This window comes from Paracoccus benzoatiresistens, from assembly GCF_026913015.1.
GTDB lineage: Bacteria > Pseudomonadota > Alphaproteobacteria > Rhodobacterales > Rhodobacteraceae > Paracoccus > Paracoccus benzoatiresistens.
This window is the reverse complement of sequence record NZ_JAPTYD010000028.1, coordinates 1-15,790: the sequence shown is the minus strand read 5'-3', so window position 1 is coordinate 15,790 and position 15,790 is coordinate 1. Positions and strand designations below refer to the sequence as shown.

The following is a 15,790-nucleotide window of genomic DNA, read 5'->3' as shown; positions in this document are numbered from 1 at the left end:
CCTGCCTGGATGACGACGCCCACAGGGCGGCGCTTGCCCCTTGACCGGCTCGGGCGGGGATGCGTGGCGGACAGGAAAACAAAAAGGCTGCGGACGGGGGTGAGCGGGCGAAAGCCCGTCGATCCCCCGGAACGGCAAAAGGATCATCTTGGCCCGCGCCGCGCGCGGGCCTCTCCGGTATCTTTTTAAGGTCGAACTTCCCCAGCCGGCGCTTGAGCCGGGTTCATTCTATTGACGCGAAGAGCCCAGACCTGACATTCGCTTTGGGCGGAGTTCCACGCTATCCTTGACGGTGGCGTGCGTCGCCCATAGGCTTCCGATATCCGAGCGGAGTGAATGACATGGACAAGCGGCACCGGTAATCGGCCGACGGACTGTTCGGAGCAGCTGCGCGGCGCGGCAATGTTCCAGCTTCACTCTTTCTCAAGGATATTCATGCCCAGACTTTCTGGAAAGACCGCGCTGGTAACCGGTGCGGCAAGCGGTATCGGCGCAGCCATTGCCAAGGCCTTCGCTGACGAAGCGGCCCAAGTAATCGTCACCGACATTGACGTTGAGGGCGGGCAGGCAGTGGCCGACGACATAAGCGGAACCTTTGTGCGGCTGGACGTGGCGAATGAGGCCGACTGGACCGCGGTCGGTGAACGGTTTCCCGCCCTGGATGTGTTGGTGAACAATGCGGGGATCACGGGCTTCGAAGGCGTTCCGGCCGCCCATGATCCGGAGCATGCGCAGCTTGCCGACTGGCGGGCCGTGCATGCGGTAAATCTGGATGGCACCTTTCTCGGTTGCCGGTATGCCATCCGGGCCATGCGCGCCAAAGGATCAGGTTCCATCATCAACATATCGTCCCGGTCGGGGCTGGTCGGCATTCCGATGGCGGCGGCCTATGCCTCGTCCAAGGCGGCTGTCCGCAACCATACCAAGACCGTGGCGCTCTATTGCGCCGGGCAAGGCCTTAACATCCGTTGCAACTCCATCCACCCCGCCGCGGTGATGACGCCGATGTGGGAACCGATGTTGGGCGACGGGCCGGATCGCGGTGCGCGGGAAGCCGCGATGGTGGCGGACACGCCGATGCGCAGGTTCGGAAGAGCGGAAGAAGTGGCAGCCTTGGCCGTTCTTCTCGCCTCCGACGAAGCGGCATATATGACGGGGGCGGAACTGACGATCGACGGGGGAACCCTCGCAGGTTCAGCGGCAACGCCCGGAAACTGAAGGGGTTGGGCGGCTGTATTCCGGCCGTCCCGCTCCAACGATACAGAATGGCAGCTTTGTCCCGCAGAGCGGTCACGCAACCGCCCGCCCCGTTGACCACAGGCCCTTGCTCGATCCCTGTGGTCTCGCGCGGGCCTGCTTCGGCCTCCCCCTGTCCCTCCCAAGGTCGGGCCAGTACGAGGCTGGACAACCGGGCTCCCCCGCAAGCGATCGTTCCTTGACAACGGTTCGACCTGTCAACCTAAAACGCTAGCGAGTTGCGCTACGATCAGCCATGAAGAGGCGACCGCTTTGCGGACCTAGCTGCCGTTCGATGCAGGTGTATTGCCTTGGGCATATTCCAAATGCTGCGGCCGGGGTGGGCGGTAAAACGGACCGACGATGGTGCGGCATGGTGCGCGCGGAAGCGGTCGTTCAAACTTGGCCGCATTGACGCCTTCAGAACTTCCAGACAGCCACCAGAGGATTACCTGGTGCGGAACCGTGCGGCCACGTCCTGCACCATGGCCAGGAACGCCGCGAAGCCCGCAGACGGATTGCGCCGTCCTGGATAATACAGGCTGAAACCGGGGCGTGGCGGGGTCCAGTCCTCCAGCAGGCGGATCAGCCGACCGGCAGAAATATCCTCGGCCACATCCTGCTCTATGAAGAAGCCGATGCCAGCGCCATCCAGCACGGCCGCGCGGGCAATCGCAGCCTCGTCCAGCGTCAGGCGGCCCTTGGCATCGACGTGCACCACCTCGCCGCCTTTCTCGAACTGCCAGCGGAACAGCGCGCCATTCGGCAAGCGTACGCGGATACAGTCCGGCAAAGACAGGTCAGCGGGGGTCAAGGGTGTCGGGTGGGTCGCTAACCAAGCAGGGCAGGCGACGACGGCATATCGCTGCGGCTTGCCCAAAGGAAGCGCGATCATGTCTCGGGGCACCAGATCGGCGGGACGCAGGCCCATATCAAAGCCCTCGGCCACAATATCGACCAGCCGCCCTTCGGTCACCAGGTCGACCTGCATCTCGGGATAGCGGCGCAGGAACGCCAGTACCAGGGGCGTGATCTCCCGGCCGCCCTGAACCGAGGCATTGATGCGGAGCAGGCCCGAAGGGGTGAGGCGCTGTGACCGGGCCATGTCCATCGCGGCGCGGATCTCGGCCAGGGCCGGAGCGATGCGTTAGACGAACTCCTGTCCGGCAACACTGAGCGACACGCTGCGGGTGGTCCGGTTGAACAATCGCACGCCAAGGCTGGATTCAAGCCGCCCGATAGTATGCGACAACGCTGTGGTGGACATGCCGAGGTCTATCGCCGCCGCCCGGAACGATCCGCGACGGGCAATGGCCAGCACCGCCTCCATGCTTTTCATCCCCCCATCCATGATTGTCCCGATCCTGTCACCAACAGATGCCGATTAATCCCGATTATCCTGTAGGCGGTCGAGCCTTATCTTTCTGTCAGCAGAAGAAGGAACAATCACATGCCCCTCCCTGACCCAATCCAAACCTACTTCGCGGCTCAGCCTCCACAGGATGGAGACGCTTTCGCTACGGCTTTCGCGCCAGATGCCATCGTGCATGACGAGGGTCATATTCATTGTGGCCGCGAGGAGATCCGCACGTGGTGGCAAGCCTCGAAGGAAAAATATCACCACCGCGCCGAGCCGCTGGAGGCCACCGAAGCTGCAGGCAGGACCGTGGTTCGTGCGCGGGTCAGCGGCAATTTTCCTGGTAGCCCAGCCGTCCTGAGTTTCACCTTCGGGTTGGCAGGCGATCGCATCGCTGAACTGGAGATCAGCTGATGACCGGCTTCCTGACCCTGGCGGGCAAGCGCGCCCTGATCACCGGCGGGACGCAGGGCGCAGGCGCGGCCACGGTGGCGCTGTTCCGCGAGCTCGGGGCAGATGTCCTGACCACTGCCCGCACCCGGCCCGAAAATCTTCCAGGCGAGATGTTCGTGGCCGCCGACCTCATCACGCTTCACGGTAGCGACACTGTTGCTGACGCCGTGCGAAGCCGGATGGGGGGCGTGGATATCATCGTCCACATGCTGGGCGGCTCCTCGGGCCCCGGGGGTGGATTTGCAGCATTGGGCGAGGCCGAATGGCAAGCCGAACTGAGCCTCAACCTGCTGCCTGCCGTGCGCCTGGACCGCGCGTTGGTGCCGGCAATGATCATGCAGGGCGCGGGCGTGGTGATCCATGTGACCTCGATCCAGCGCTTGCTGCCGCTGCCTGAGGCGACAACCGGCTATGCCGCAGCCAAGGCCGCCCTGTCGGTCTACAGCAAGAGCCTGTCGAAGGAGATCTCGCCCAAGGGCGTGCGGGTGGTGCGCGTGGCCCCGGGTTGGATCGAAACCGATGCCTCGGTCCGCCTCGCTGAACGGCTGGCACAAGAGGCCGGCACCGATCTCGATGGCGGCAAGCGGATGATCATGGACGCCCTTGGCGGCATCCCCATCGGCCGGCCCTCGCAACCGGCCGAGATCGCCAACCTGATCGCTTTCCTTGCATCGGATCGCGCGGCGACCATCACCGGCACGGAGTATGTGATCGACGGAGGTACTGTGCCAACCGCATGATCTGGATGACCAGCAGGCGAGGCTGGGAGTGCTGCGGCAGCAACGAACGGCCGCTTCGATGAGGCGAAATTGCGATGCAGTGGCGTTCTGATCAGCAGCTAAGGCCGCAATGCCTTGCTGCACCTGCATTCGCTGCAAGGCGACCAAATGTCGGTGGAGGGCTCAAACTCATCAAGACGGACATGCGCCATTAGACCACGCACGAATTGCGTAGGCTTGCATCGCACTCATCTCCACCGGGCATATGGTTCCTTACGAGGTCGGCAATTGCCGCCGCAGAATGGGCTTCGGTAGGGGACCGCCTCATTGTCACTCCGCGTGATCTGGTCGCAACGATCGCTACGAGGTCGGCCTCCCAACGTCCCGGCAGGGACTATCCGCCGAAGCGGATCCTGGTTAGCTGGAAGGGATCAAGTCATGCAGCCTTTCCCTTCTGGCTGTATTCAAACTCGGTACCGTTGATCCAGATAGCGTGCATGATGATCGCAAGCTTTCTTGCGACAGCCACCGCTGCACGCTTGAAGCCGCTGCGCTTGTAGACGCGGAGACCCCACGCCTTCAAAGCGGACCAACTGGCGGTCTTGGTCAGGACAACAGTTGCGGCCTGATAAAGGTATGATCGCATCATCTTGTCAGGGGCATGGCCGATCCCGGCAGACCAGCTGGCCTCTCCAGATTGCCGCACCCGCGGCGCAAGCCCAAGATAGGGCCCAAGCTTGTTTGATGAGGAAAACCTCGCCGGATCATCGACGACCGTCATGAATGCCAGTGCCACGAGATAGCCGATGCCAGGCACGGTCATGATACGTCGGGCATCCGGATCACGTTCTGCGATGTTCTTGAGTTCGTCTTCATACACGGCAATCTGCCGGGTCAGCGCTTCATGCACAGCCAAGAGAGGAGCAAGGAGGGGTCCAAATTGTGGGTTATCTTGGATGATCTTCTGAACCATTGCAGGAAACCTGCGGGTTGCCGTGCTACCAGCAAACAAGCCGAAGGACTTTACAACACCTCGCATCTGATTGAGCACGTCTTTGCGCGACACACGGAGCTGATATCGGGCGGTCAGAAGTGACCGAACATACTGAGTCTGTGGGCTGCGAACATTCGCCTCCTTGAACCAGCCAATCCGCATCAGCTCCGCCAGCCCCTGCGCGTCGTTCTTGTCTGTCTTGTTCTTCCGCATGGACAGGGCACGGTTCGCATGACGCGCATCTATGCAAATCACAGGCAGCCCGCGCCCACGTAGTGCGCGCCAGAGCCAGGGCGTCGTCGCACCCGTTTCCATACCAATGCGTTCACAGTTCGGAGCTTTACTCTGGATGATATTAGCAAGTGCATCCGGATCCGAGGGGACAGCACCTTGGTACAGGCGCGTTCCGTCCTGATCGAGGACGCAGATATGCGTCTCTGCCAGCGAGATATCGAGGCCAACATAGGTTGTGATAGGCGTCTTGTGATCCATTCCACCCTCCATTGCGACAGGTCCACATGCGCCAACCTATGAAGGCTGGGCGATGAACCATTGTCACCCCATGTCACCCGAAAGAGCCGAGACGGGATCCGTGAGGCCCAACTATTGCGCCCCCGTGCAGGCTGGCTCGGGACGATACAGGTTGCGCGGGAGGAGGCGCAATGGAGGGGCAGGGGTCCAGCCTCGGGGCGAAGGCCGGCGCCTGCCGGCCGCAGCCTGGAGCGCGATCCCAGCCATGCCGGGATGCGGCAAGATCCTGCTGAGCCAGCGGGAGGCATGAAGCCCAGATGGATGCCCCAACGTTTTTGTACTGACCAATTGTGTTGGGACGATGTGATGGTCAAAAGCTCCCAGTCTGACCAGAAGGAAACAAAGACCGCATGCAACTTACTCGGCTCGTCTATGCCTCACACCATGGTGGCACTTCCGAAGACGCCCTCCGCGACATCTTCGACAGGTCATGCAAGAACAATGCGAACGACGGCATTACCGGCCTGCTCATCGCTGGCGATGAAGACTTCCTGCAGCTCCTTGAAGGAGGCAGGACCGTGGTTGCGGAGTGCATGATGCGGATCATGAAGGATGATCGGCATCAAAGGATCTGCATCCTGCTCGCTGGCGAAACCGAAGATCGACTGTTCTCCCAATGGAGCATGCGCTGCTTGAAGGCGGCAGAGATCCCGCAGGAGATCCAGGATCGCTATTGGGTGAACGGCATGTTCGACCCTGTGCAACTTCCTCAAGCCGAGCTTGAAGGGCTGTGCCTCGCGCTGTCAGAGGACAATAGCGACAAGACCCTCGAAATGAGGGGGTAGCCCAGAGTAGCCTGCGTTTTCAGAAGAAGAGCCATGAATATCTTGAGCACCACCTTGGCCGTTCTGAGTTTGCTCGGACCCAACCTCGTGCAAGCGGAATCGCCTCTCGCCAACGCCACGGAAACAGTGGCCGAACTGCGAGACCTTTACGATGAGGCCAATGACAAGTGCCGCGTGCCGGGAAGTCAGGAAGTCAGGAAGTCAGGAAGTCAGGAAGTCAGGAAGTCAGGAAGTCAGGAAGTCAGGAAGCAAAAACGGTCGTGGCCTGCTTGTCACGCGCCATTTACGGACAGGCGCTGAACGAGAAAGGCTGGTGCTGGGGCAGGGACGATCAACCCAATGCCGAGATGCAGTGGCATGAATGCACGCCTACCTCGCTAAGATATACGCCGCTGGTTATGCCCGGCCTCTGAGCCGCGCGGCATCAAAGGTCATGTCGAGGCCATCCTCTCAACTTTGTGGCTAGACTCGTAGGATCGGCAGTTCGCTGATCCTGGTGGTGTAGCGGGGCGAGCGGTGATCGGCGCGCAGGCGCCAGTCACCGGCGAAGCCCTCGCGCGCCAGCACCATCGTCCTTTTGCCGAAGCGGTCGTTGATCGCATCAAGCGCATCCGTCAGGCGCGCATCGCGCGGCCGATCAGGCTGGAACAGCATGGCCGGCCGGTCGGCCTCGGGCAGCAGATCATCGAGGATGACGCCCGCCTTGGTATAGCCGCAGCCATTGCCGGACGGATCGCCGCGCCAGCCCCGGCGCGCCGCCGAGACGGCGGCATCCACCAGGTCGAAGGTGTGGTTGGACATGGGCCGCAGCCGCACGCTGCGCGAGACGGAATGCTGCGGGCGGTCGGGCTTGTGCGGGTTGGTGTAGAAAAACACGGTCAGCGTTCCGGCGACAAGGCCGTGCTGGCGCAGCTTCTCGGCCGCGCGGGTCGCATGGGCGGTGACCGCCTGCACCAGCACATCGAAGGTCGTCATGGGTGTGCCCGAGGATCGGGTCACGGCCATGCCTTTCCTTTGCGGCGGCACGTCCTCGAAGTCGATGCAGGCAATGCCGCGCAGCTCCGCCACCAGCCGTTCGAGAACAACCGTGCCAATCTTGCGGGACAGCGCCATGGGCAGGTCGCGCAGCGCGGCCGCGGTGCTGACGCCCTGGGCGATCAGCTTGGCCTCGGTTGCCGGGCCGACGCCCCAGATTTCACCGATGGGGATGCGGTTCATCACATAGTCCCGCACCTGGGGGTTCATCAGATTGCAGATGCCCCCGAAGATCGGGTTCTTCTTGGCCGCATAGTTCGCCAGCTTGGCGAGGGTCTTTGTGGGCGCGATGCCAACACAGGTCGGGATGCCCACTTGCGTGCGGACCGCCTGGCGCATCCGGACCGCGTGCGCCTCCATCCGCTCGCCAAAGCCGGCCAGGTCAACGAACGTCTCGTCGATCGAGTACACGTCGAGGCGTGGCGAGTAGCCGTACAGGACTTGCGTCACGCGCGCAGAGAGATCCCCGTAGAGTGTATAGTTGGACGATAGGGCCTTCACGGCATGCCGCTCCATGAAGTCGCGCATTTTGAAGGCGGGCGCCCCCATCTTGATCCCAAGCGCCTTCGCCTCGTCGGAACGGGCCACAGCGCAACCATCGTTGTTCGAGAGGACGATGACAGGAACGCCGTGCAGGGACGTGTCAAAAAGCCGTTCGCAGGACACATAGAAGTTGTTGCAGTCGATCAGAGCTATCGGCTTGTCGGATGCCTCAAGCATGTCCCTATTCGACGGGCAGGCGGCGCACCACGCCCGCCACCACGCCCCATATCTCGGTCGTCTCGGTCACGGGAATGCTCTGGTATCCATCGCTGCGGGCGCGTGGGTCCAGGAACCATTGGCCCTCCCGCTTGGAGAGCTTCTTCACGGTGATTTGCCCATCGACTACAGCCAGGACAATGCGGCCGCTGCGTCGTCGCCCGGCGCGGTCGACCGCGATCAGATCCCCGTGCAGGATGCCCTCTGCTTCCAGGCTATCACCCGAGACACGCCACCAGAAGGTCGCATGTTCATGGCGAATGACCCATTTGAACGGATCAACCGTGTCCTCAAGATCATCAGCCGCAGGCGAGGGAAAACCGGCTGGCACCTGGATGGCGGCCAGCGGCATATCGCGGTCGATCAGCGTCACGCTGAGAGGATGAAGATCAAGTGGCATGGTCATAGAACAATACAAGAACATTGGCCATAGTTCCGATATGCCCCTGATCGTCAAGAACTATGGGTTACGACAGGGCAAAAAGGTGGGGATAGGCTGCTGATCCGGCACAGGGTAGCCCGCATCTTGCATGGTCTTGGCTGGATCTTCCGGTCGGGCGCTAAAGCACTTGGAAACATGAAAGCAACACAGGTGCCGCCCGGCTGATAACCTTCCTTTGTCTGAACGTGACGCACACGGCAACTTGTCCGTTTGGGCAACAGCTCGAAACTTATTTTTCCCTAAGTGAATGGAACTATTGCGGTCTGAAACGCTCTTTCAATAAATGCGTCCGCAGAACAAGAAAATGTCGGGCGGAATACAACGGAAGGATGTGCGCTGATGGGCATTATTGATCCAGACATCATCGCGTTCCTGCAGAACTACAGGCAGGCGCAACAAGGCGGCGAGTGCAACGTTCCGCGATCTTTGGGATCAGTTCTCGTGGACTCGCTTCGCCGGTCCATGATGACTGTTCCGGCCTTTGAGCCGGTTGCAGCATAATCGGCACGCATCCGGCAGTCTCACGGCAGGGGCTTGTCGGCCCCATTCTGAATGACGGTGCGGAAGTAACGGATGGACATGGTTTCGCGCCTCAACCGCATCACTGATCTGGCGGACCGTCGAATGGATGGAACGTATGAGAGATAAACTGGACCCTGCCGATCCCGCTCTGCAGGGCTATGAAACCTCCGTCCGGGGCCAAACTGAAACTCAGCTTCACCTGTGGGTCAGCGCCTGCCTTGAGGATAGCGTGCAGGAGCTGGACAGGATGATCGTGACCGCCCCGTCAGACCTGCGGATGGCCTACCCGTGCTATGACTCGATGGCCGATGAAATTGAGATTACAGTCCAACGCATCTGGTGGGACATTGCGATTAGGCGGATGCGGGCAGGCCACTGATTTCGCATCAGGCATACCGCTTCGACTCTTCGCTTCGGTCACTGTCCACAGAACTGGTGGGAGCTACCCTGGAAAAAGCTGCCGTGCATCGAGGCCTTCTTGCTGATAAGCTAGGTTCAGCCTATCTCGCACGATGCAGCGCGCTGCATTCCCGCTGCCTTATCAAACTGGCTCATGAAACCGCATTACAATCGACGGAGTGGCAAACCGCGTTCGCCGCAGCAACAGCGGGGTCCCGGCGATCGTGTCTTTGAGAGCACGAGCGCGAAGGGCAAGCTCCGGGGAACCGCTCAACAGCTCGTCGAGCGCTATCTTCAGTTCGCGGAAGAGGCACGGCTTGCGAATGATCGTGTGGCCTCAGAGGCCTTTCTGCAATCGGCCGAACATTATGTTCGCGTGAGCAATCCTGTCCGTCATGTGGAGGACCATTCCTTACGGGGCAGGTCTTTCAGGAAAGCGTCGATTATCCAAGAAGCGCAGTCGTCCAGCGATGAGACGCAAAGAAATGAACCCGTGGACGCGATGGGCACAGGGCAAGCTGCCAGCCCCGAGTTGATCCGACTGGACGAGGCACGCGAGTCCGTCGCAGCCGAGAAACAAACGCAGACTGAAGCCGCTGAGAAACGCGCAGCGGCGGCGGCTGATCTCGAACGGATTGCTGGACAGCACGGCTATACTTTGGAGCAACTTGGCTTGGTGCTTCGGCCAGCCTGACGGGAGACCCCGCCAGGGCGGGCTAGCGTCTTGTGGAAATCTATGCCTGTGTTTCAGGCCTTCATGGCAGGGGGCTACAGGCCAGTCGCCCGCGCTACAACGCCAACGGTGCGCCAGATAATCAAGGCATCCGTGCGCAAGCTAATCGATCGATCGTAATCATCGTCGTACATGGCCCGAGAGGCGAATGTAGACTGGTTGCGTTCCGATACCTGCCAAAGGCCAGTAAGGCCCGGTCGCAGTCCATAGTAGCTGGACCCTGGATACAGGGCCTGCTGTTCAGGAAGCATCGGACGGGGACCGACCAGGCTCATGTGCCCGATCAGGACGTTCCACAGCTGGGGAAGCTCATCCAGCGAGCTCTTGCGCAGGAGACGACCAAACTGCGTGACGCGGGGATCGTGGCGCAGCTTCTGAGTTTGGTCCCACTCAGCACGCGCCTCGGGATTGGTGTCCAGATGGCCCTGCAGCCTTTTGTCGGCATCGACCACCATGCTGCGCAGCTTCCACATCCGGTAGCGGTTCCCCCCACGGCCAACCCGGTCCTGCGCGTAAAACGGATTGCCGCCATCGACGAGAACGACCAGGGCCAGCACCAGCACAAGCGGCAAGACCACCGGCAGAGCCATCAGCACCAGAAGGATATCAAACGAACGCTTGAAAGAGCTGCGATATAGCCCGTGATACGGCACAAGGGCGGAGACATGGGCCGGGCTATCGGCCAACAGCCGTTGCTGAAAAAACATGACAAATCACTCTTTACGAACCAAGGCTTTGACATCGTGAAGTGAACCGCGGTTACCTTCCGAAGTCAGACTGACTTCAGCGCGCGCACAACCCTCGACGTCAGGAAAGTCGAGGCGCGGGCGATGCGATCCCGTTGACCCTCGCCTGGCGCTCCAGACGCCCCAAAAGCTCACGGTACTCTGCGTTATGAGAGTAAGCGCTGATTGCCGACATGATGACCTTCCAGTCATCGACGGACACGGCGGGACGGAACGCGAAGGTGGTTTCAGAGCCAAACATGGAAATACCTAAAACTGTAGCGAACATCCTCTCTATAACCAGAGGTTGTCTATTGGCCAATTTACCTTTTTGTATAGGCTAATGGGCTTTCGGGTGGCGGGTAGGCTCCAGGGACCCCAAGCCATTGTTCCATAATAGGAATTACCGATGGAATTTGCCGAGAAAGGCGGCCAAGCGATGGGTCAGCACTTTCTTCTGGCATTACACTAGCTGACGATCTGAACTGCTTCCGCTTTGGCTGCAGCCAGCAGGGCCGCGTCCAGGCTCGCCAATGTGGCGCCGTGTCGTAATGCCAGTTCCAGATAGAGAGCATCGTAGACGGTCAGCCGGTGCCTTCGCGCCAGATCCAGGACCACGGCATTGGCAGGATTGGTGTCCAGCACGATCCCCAACCCGTCAACGGCATCCGCGATCTGCTCGGCCGAGCCTGCCGGAAGACGGCCACGGCGCTCGTTGACGACCAGGATGTTCCGCAGCTCTGCCCAGAGCAGCCATGGGGCAAGGATGTCATCGTGCCTGGAAGCCAAGTCCTGCAAGTCGATCCCCTGCTCATCGGGCATGATCCACCCAACAAGCGCAGACGCATCCAGAACCAGCATCAGCGCCGTCCCTCATCCCGCGCGGAAAGGATGTCTCCGGTTGACAGAGACACACCCTGTTGTGCCAACCGGGTCCGTAGTCCCGAAAGGCGCCGCAAGGCTTCCGCCCGGCCAGGACCGGCGACCGGCACCAGTCTGGCCACAGGTATCCCACGGCGCGTGATCGTCACGCTTTCCCCCTGCTCCGCTGCCAGCAGCAGCTCGGACAGATGCGTCTTTGCTTCGAAAGCTCCAACCTCGCGCATAGCATTTGCTCCGATCAACCAGTTACAGACTAGTTGAAATCTCACCAAGAATCAATGTTGTCTTAGCATCTGTGAAACGACCGTTTGCTGGACATTCAGCCGAAATGGCATGAATGGCTGGGGCACCGCCAGTGGGTCGGTGATAGTCAGCATAGGGCGGAAAGCGGCCTGAGGGCTCTGCAGCATGGCGGTTGCAGCATCACGCGAAAGCAGTCGGTCGTCCGACTCCAGCTAATCGCACCGTCGAACGCCGCATGGGGCGGAAAGCGGGCGAACGCACGAGGGGTAACAGCAGACTTTCGTAGCAGAGGGTGCTAGTCCAGCTTTCGACGCAACTCGTCAGGTTGCATCTTCGTCAGAGGCCAGATTTGTTAGAAAGATCAAGCACTGCAGCCGTTTCACATTCCACGTAAGCTCTTGTTAGGTGAAATGCAGGTGCCGGAAGCGGACCTCCTTTCAGGACCTGGCGTTGCAATCGTTCTAGCAGAACCGGGGGCGGGAAAATCCGCTTTGCTGGCAAGTCTTGCAGCACGCTTTGGCACCACCCCGGTCAAGGCCAGCATCTTCGAAAGAACGCGCGCGCCGTGCATTGTCGTCGACGCATTCGACGAGATTGCTCGCATTGATCCGGCAGGCCTTCATCGCACGATGAAAGAACTGCGTCACACGGGAGCGGATCGCACGATCCTGTCGAGCCGATCCGGGGAGTGGAGCGACGCGGAAACTCGCCTGCTGCATGACCTTATGGGTATCGAGCCCATCCTCGCTAGGTTGATCCCATTCGATCAGGATGAGCAGGCTCTGCTTTTTCTACACCGACATCCAGACGCCAGCTTCGGGGACTTCCTTTCCGATGCCGCCCGTCACGATCTAACTCATCTCCTTGGTAATCCAGAGTTCCTGAACCTGTTCGCGGATGCGTTCGTGCAGGCCGGAGGCCGATTCACCGAGCGGCATGAGATTTTCAGCGACGCAGTTCGCTATCTGGCTCGCGAAACCAATAGGTCGGTTACCACACGCGATGCGCCGACAACTGAGCAACGCATAGCCTGGGCGGACGAGGTCTTCGCTCGTCTTCTCTTGTCAGGTTCTGATGGCGTTGCAATGGCCGATGTCGCCGAAGGCCCGACCTTCCCCCGTCTAGCGGACCTTGGCCTGCCCGACCAACGACTTCCCTCGATCCTCGATACCCGCCTCTTTCGTCCGGCCGCCGGCGCCGACCGACATGAACCTGTCCATCGCATCGTTGCGGAGCATTGTGCAGCCCGTGCGCTTGTCCAACGGATTGACGATCCTGCAAACACTTTCACCGTAAAACAGTGTCTGAGCATCGTAGCACCGAACGGAGCTACCCGCGACGATCTTCGTGGCCTGCTGGGCTGGATGGCTGCATTAGGAAGCCAAAATGTCCAGGATGCAGCAATCGACGTTGACCCGTATGCCGTCCTCTCAAACGGGGATCCATCGCGTCTCTCGATTAGGTCCAGACATCGGCTTTTGGAAGCGCTGACCAAACTAGAGGCCGATGATCCCTTCTTCCGCCGCGTAGATCGCTGGCGAAGCTTTAGCGCCACGGCGTTCTTTTCTCCCGACATTGTTGATGCAATCCGCACGGTCATCGTTCGTGAAACCGGAGGTGATCTGCGCGCATTGCTGCTCGAGCTTTTTATCGAGCTCCCCTGCGGTCACCCCGCTTCGTCCAGAACTTGAAGCCATCGTCTTGGACGACACTGCCACACCACAGTGTCGGCAAGCGGCTCTCGATTGCCTCGTAAGGGAAGCGAACGACCTAACGCCTATGGTCGATCCACTGATCGCGTCTGGTACGAACGAGTCGCTACATCTGGCGGCAAAAATCGCCAGTCATTGTGGTATGAACCGTTTCCCGCGCCCGAAGTGGGTCGAGTTCCTGTGGGCTTGCGCCCGCCTCTACCCCACCAATCCAAGAGAACGCGAGCGCGTCATCGGATCTCGTTATTTCATCCGCGTTCTGGTGCGCGATTTTGAGAGCTATGGCTGAATTTGGGTGACGCGGCTTGATCAGGCGGCGCGGCTTTGGCTGGCCTCGTCAGCGACGATGCCATCGGTGAATCTGACGCCTTCGATGACGCGTGGCAACTGGTTTGTGCCGTTAAGCTTACGCCACTTCTTCGATGCGGCCCGGACCAGGGTGAAGACCATCAGCTTCGCGGTCTTCTGCGACAGTGCGCCCTTGGTGCGGACGGTTCGGTGTCGGACGGTGGCGAAGACACTCTCGATCGGGTTTGAGGTGTGCAGGGACTTACGCACGGGCTGATCGATGTGGACGCGGCGCTGCGGAACTATCTCCGCGCTGTCGGCGATGACATCCCCACTTTGGAGCATTGTGCGTTGGGCACGGCCCGCGCAAGCGTTCTCAGGCTCCATGCCGCCTGTGTCGCCGAGTTCAGAGCCACCGGCGACCTGTCGCATATCGACCGGCGCATCCTCGCTGCTGTTCGCACAGATATCGGCGGATATAATGGGGTCAGTGAGGATGAACGCGAAAAATTCGAGGAAGCGCTCGACGCATCGCTCTTTCAAAACCAGGCGGACACAGACGCATTCATAATAGGGTATGTTGAAGCCCAGCTCGCCTCAGGCAGCGAAACCGCAGACGTAAGCTGGCTAGAACGCAAGGCAGCATTTTGTTTTCTGCTGCCAACGCGTCCTTTGGAATGGTTGCGCAAGTTTCCAGTCAATGCGCAGCATCCCTTGAACCAGCTCTTCGACATGGCTGTTCGCCATGGCGATCGTGCAGACCTGCTCGCATTAATCCGGGACCGCTGTTCGGACCTGGATTCCGGCATGCTGCCCCACAGGCTCGAGGCGCAACGGCGCTTCTGGTTCCTGCGCCATTTCTGGTTCTTGGATGACGATCAAAGCGCGGTCTGGTCGGTTCTGGATCGTGATCCGGATTTTATCTTCGAACTCTAACACGTTAGGAATGAGCAAAGAGGCGATCATGCGACGTGGCCCGACCTAAGTGCAGCGAAGATCGCGCGCATTCTTGATACGTTCATCGACCGCTGGCCTCCTGTCCTACTTCCGTCAAGTTGGGGAACTGGTAGCCCGAAGCCCGAAACCGCTTATCGCTATCTGACCGATATCGTCTACATGATTGGTAGGGATACGACGGATGCTGTTTTGCCGGTTCTGGATGGCCTCATAGCCGATGCTCGCATGGCTCCCTTCCACAAGAATCTGCGGAGCATCCGGGCGGCAAGCAAGCGCGCTACTTCCCTACGTGACTTCACACCACCTAGTGCTGCCGCCGTCAGAGCAGCGCTTGATCAGGGGCGTCCCGCCAGTGTCGAGCACATGCGCCGTATCGTTGTCGAGTTTCTTGGACGCTTACAAGAAGATGTCTTCGGCGGCGATCTTGGAGTGATTGACCAGTTTTATGAGAAGGAACAGAGGATTGGCGAGAATGCTGCGACGAGGCGCATCGTAAACTGGCTGAGACCTCGCCTTGAGCCTCTGGGGTTCGTGGACGTGATTGAACATCAGCTTGCGGGTGGCAATCGATGTGACATTACACCCTCTATCCAGACGCCCGCGGGGCGCAGGATGTTGGTTGTGGAAGTCAAAGGCCAGTGGAATGTTGAGCTTTTTACGGCGGTCCCAATGCAGCTTGCCGATCGCTACGCGGTGCATCCGACAGCAGCAGAACAGGGAATATATTTGGTCCTCTGGATTGGTGCGGATGAAAAGATCGCTGGTCTGAAGAACCACGGAAACTTAAAGATTGTTGATTTAAATGAAAAACTCCAAGAAGAGCTGCCTGCCGAGCTCGTGGGTAAAATTGATGTAGTGGTTCTTGACCTCGCTAGGCGTTGAGCTCCAAGTGAATTGTAACTGTGATTGAGCGGCGGCTTTGGGGGTGCGTATTCCACGGCATCCGACCGCTTATTCCAGCAACATCCGACCAGCTGTTCCACGATCATCCGACCGGTCGGCGGTAGCGGTCTGAGGC

Annotated in this window: 17 protein-coding genes and 2 pseudogenes; 11 read left to right on the top strand and 8 right to left on the bottom strand. The window is 60.0% G+C overall.

The annotated features are described in order from the left end of the window. The first annotated feature begins 336 nt into the window (after positions 1-336). Complete coding sequence (locus OU682_RS15805; protein WP_268943139.1) at positions 337-1,218, top strand: SDR family oxidoreductase; 882 nt, start codon at positions 337-339, stop codon at positions 1,216-1,218. Positions 1,219-1,684: 466 nt separating this feature from the next. On the opposite strand, the pseudogene OU682_RS15800 reads toward OU682_RS15805, so the two are convergent. Beyond that, positions 1,685-2,587 (bottom strand): annotated as a pseudogene (locus OU682_RS15800) (LysR family transcriptional regulator). A 99-nt stretch (positions 2,588-2,686) separates the two neighbouring features. Between OU682_RS15800 and OU682_RS15795 the strand changes: the two are divergent. Both OU682_RS15795 and OU682_RS15790 read left to right on the top strand, forming a co-directional pair. Beyond that, positions 2,687-3,007, top strand: a complete 321-nt coding sequence (locus OU682_RS15795; RefSeq protein ID WP_268943138.1) for a nuclear transport factor 2 family protein — start codon at positions 2,687-2,689, stop codon at positions 3,005-3,007. Then, positions 3,007-3,786 (top strand): SDR family oxidoreductase, encoded by a 780-nt coding sequence (locus OU682_RS15790; RefSeq protein ID WP_268943137.1) that lies wholly within the window; start codon positions 3,007-3,009, stop codon positions 3,784-3,786. Before OU682_RS15795 ends, OU682_RS15790 begins: the two co-directional genes overlap by 1 nt. A 415-nt stretch (positions 3,787-4,201) precedes the next feature. On the opposite strand, the gene OU682_RS15785 is transcribed toward OU682_RS15790, so the two are convergent. Beyond that, the gene (locus OU682_RS15785) at positions 4,202-5,251 is read right to left on the bottom strand and encodes an IS110 family RNA-guided transposase (RefSeq protein WP_268943136.1); all 1,050 of its coding nucleotides are present in this window, start codon (positions 5,249-5,251) and stop codon (positions 4,202-4,204) included. Positions 5,252-5,640: 389 nt separating this feature from the next. Here OU682_RS15785 and OU682_RS15780 point away from each other — a divergent pair, with 389 nt between their 5' ends. After that, positions 5,641-6,075 carry a BLUF domain-containing protein gene (locus OU682_RS15780; RefSeq protein ID WP_268943135.1) on the top strand — a complete coding sequence of 145 codons (435 nt, stop codon included), beginning with the start codon at positions 5,641-5,643 and terminating at the stop codon, positions 6,073-6,075. 462 nt (positions 6,076-6,537) lie between these two features. Here the strand turns inward: OU682_RS15780 and OU682_RS15775 are convergent, their stop codons facing one another. Then, on the bottom strand, positions 6,538-7,830 hold the full coding sequence (locus OU682_RS15775) for a Y-family DNA polymerase (protein ID WP_268943134.1): 1,293 nt from the start codon (positions 7,828-7,830) through the stop codon (positions 6,538-6,540). Between the two features lie 4 nt (positions 7,831-7,834). Continuing rightward, entirely contained in the window at positions 7,835-8,242 is a 408-nt protein-coding gene (locus OU682_RS15770) for a LexA family protein (protein ID WP_268943133.1), read from the bottom strand. Between the two features lie 408 nt (positions 8,243-8,650). Between OU682_RS15770 and OU682_RS15765 the strand changes: the two genes are divergently transcribed. From OU682_RS15765 to OU682_RS15755, 3 genes are all read left to right on the top strand, one after another. Further along, positions 8,651-8,812 carry a hypothetical protein gene (locus OU682_RS15765; protein WP_268943132.1) on the top strand — a complete coding sequence of 54 codons (162 nt, stop codon included), beginning with the start codon at positions 8,651-8,653 and terminating at the stop codon, positions 8,810-8,812. 136 nt (positions 8,813-8,948) lie between these two features. Continuing rightward, positions 8,949-9,212, top strand: coding sequence for a hypothetical protein (locus tag OU682_RS15760; RefSeq protein ID WP_268943131.1), 264 nt, complete (start codon positions 8,949-8,951; stop codon positions 9,210-9,212). A gap of 174 nt (positions 9,213-9,386) precedes the next feature. Then, positions 9,387-9,926, top strand: coding sequence for a DUF4167 domain-containing protein (locus tag OU682_RS15755; RefSeq protein WP_268943130.1), 540 nt, complete (start codon positions 9,387-9,389; stop codon positions 9,924-9,926). Between the two features lie 74 nt (positions 9,927-10,000). Here the strand turns inward: OU682_RS15755 and OU682_RS15750 are convergent, their stop codons facing one another. From OU682_RS15750 to OU682_RS24270, 3 genes are all read right to left on the bottom strand, one after another. Beyond that, complete coding sequence (locus tag OU682_RS15750) at positions 10,001-10,672, bottom strand: sugar transferase (protein WP_268943129.1); 672 nt, start codon at positions 10,670-10,672, stop codon at positions 10,001-10,003. 486 nt (positions 10,673-11,158) lie between these two features. Next, complete coding sequence (locus OU682_RS15745) at positions 11,159-11,551, bottom strand: type II toxin-antitoxin system VapC family toxin (protein WP_268943128.1); 393 nt, start codon at positions 11,549-11,551, stop codon at positions 11,159-11,161. Further along, a complete protein-coding gene (locus OU682_RS24270) occupies positions 11,551-11,796 on the bottom strand; it encodes a type II toxin-antitoxin system Phd/YefM family antitoxin (RefSeq protein ID WP_371832261.1) in 246 nt (81 codons plus the stop codon). The genes OU682_RS15745 and OU682_RS24270 overlap by 1 nt, the downstream gene beginning before the upstream one ends. A 435-nt stretch (positions 11,797-12,231) precedes the next feature. Between OU682_RS24270 and OU682_RS15740 the strand changes: the two genes are divergently transcribed. After that, a complete protein-coding gene (locus OU682_RS15740; protein ID WP_268943127.1) occupies positions 12,232-13,506 on the top strand; it encodes an NACHT domain-containing protein in 1,275 nt (424 codons plus the stop codon). Between the two features lie 88 nt (positions 13,507-13,594). Further along, a complete protein-coding gene (locus OU682_RS15735) occupies positions 13,595-13,816 on the top strand; it encodes a hypothetical protein (RefSeq protein ID WP_268943126.1) in 222 nt (73 codons plus the stop codon). Between the two features lie 20 nt (positions 13,817-13,836). On the opposite strand, the pseudogene OU682_RS15730 reads toward OU682_RS15735, so the two are convergent. Next, positions 13,837-14,079 (bottom strand): annotated as a pseudogene (locus tag OU682_RS15730) (IS256 family transposase); the annotation flags it as partial. 18 nt (positions 14,080-14,097) lie between these two features. Here OU682_RS15730 and OU682_RS15725 point away from each other — a divergent pair. Both OU682_RS15725 and OU682_RS15720 read left to right on the top strand, forming a co-directional pair. Beyond that, positions 14,098-14,751, top strand: coding sequence for a hypothetical protein (locus tag OU682_RS15725; protein ID WP_268943125.1), 654 nt, complete (start codon positions 14,098-14,100; stop codon positions 14,749-14,751). Between the two features lie 210 nt (positions 14,752-14,961). Further along, complete coding sequence (locus OU682_RS15720; RefSeq protein WP_268943124.1) at positions 14,962-15,654, top strand: hypothetical protein; 693 nt, start codon at positions 14,962-14,964, stop codon at positions 15,652-15,654. Positions 15,655-15,790: the final 136 nt, after the last annotated feature.

Coding starts and splice junctions, on each gene's coding strand:
- OU682_RS15805 (WP_268943139.1), top strand. CDS start 337: ATGACATGGACAAGCGGCACCGGTAATCGGCCGACGGACTGTTCGGAG.
- OU682_RS15795 (WP_268943138.1), top strand. CDS start 2,687: ATGCCCCTCCCTGACCCAATCCAAACCTACTTCGCGGCTCAGCCTCCA.
- OU682_RS15790 (WP_268943137.1), top strand. CDS start 3,007: ATGACCGGCTTCCTGACCCTGGCGGGCAAGCGCGCCCTGATCACCGGC.
- OU682_RS15785 (WP_268943136.1), bottom strand. CDS start 5,251: ATGGATCACAAGACGCCTATCACAACCTATGTTGGCCTCGATATCTCG.
- OU682_RS15780 (WP_268943135.1), top strand. CDS start 5,641: ATGCAACTTACTCGGCTCGTCTATGCCTCACACCATGGTGGCACTTCC.
- OU682_RS15775 (WP_268943134.1), bottom strand. CDS start 7,830: ATGCTTGAGGCATCCGACAAGCCGATAGCTCTGATCGACTGCAACAAC.
- OU682_RS15765 (WP_268943132.1), top strand. CDS start 8,651: ATGGGCATTATTGATCCAGACATCATCGCGTTCCTGCAGAACTACAGG.
- OU682_RS15760 (WP_268943131.1), top strand. CDS start 8,949: ATGAGAGATAAACTGGACCCTGCCGATCCCGCTCTGCAGGGCTATGAA.
- OU682_RS15755 (WP_268943130.1), top strand. CDS start 9,387: ATGAAACCGCATTACAATCGACGGAGTGGCAAACCGCGTTCGCCGCAG.
- OU682_RS15750 (WP_268943129.1), bottom strand. CDS start 10,672: ATGTTTTTTCAGCAACGGCTGTTGGCCGATAGCCCGGCCCATGTCTCC.
- OU682_RS15745 (WP_268943128.1), bottom strand. CDS start 11,551: ATGCTGGTTCTGGATGCGTCTGCGCTTGTTGGGTGGATCATGCCCGAT.
- OU682_RS24270 (WP_371832261.1), bottom strand. CDS start 11,796: ATGCGCGAGGTTGGAGCTTTCGAAGCAAAGACGCATCTGTCCGAGCTG.
- OU682_RS15735 (WP_268943126.1), top strand. CDS start 13,595: ATGGTCGATCCACTGATCGCGTCTGGTACGAACGAGTCGCTACATCTG.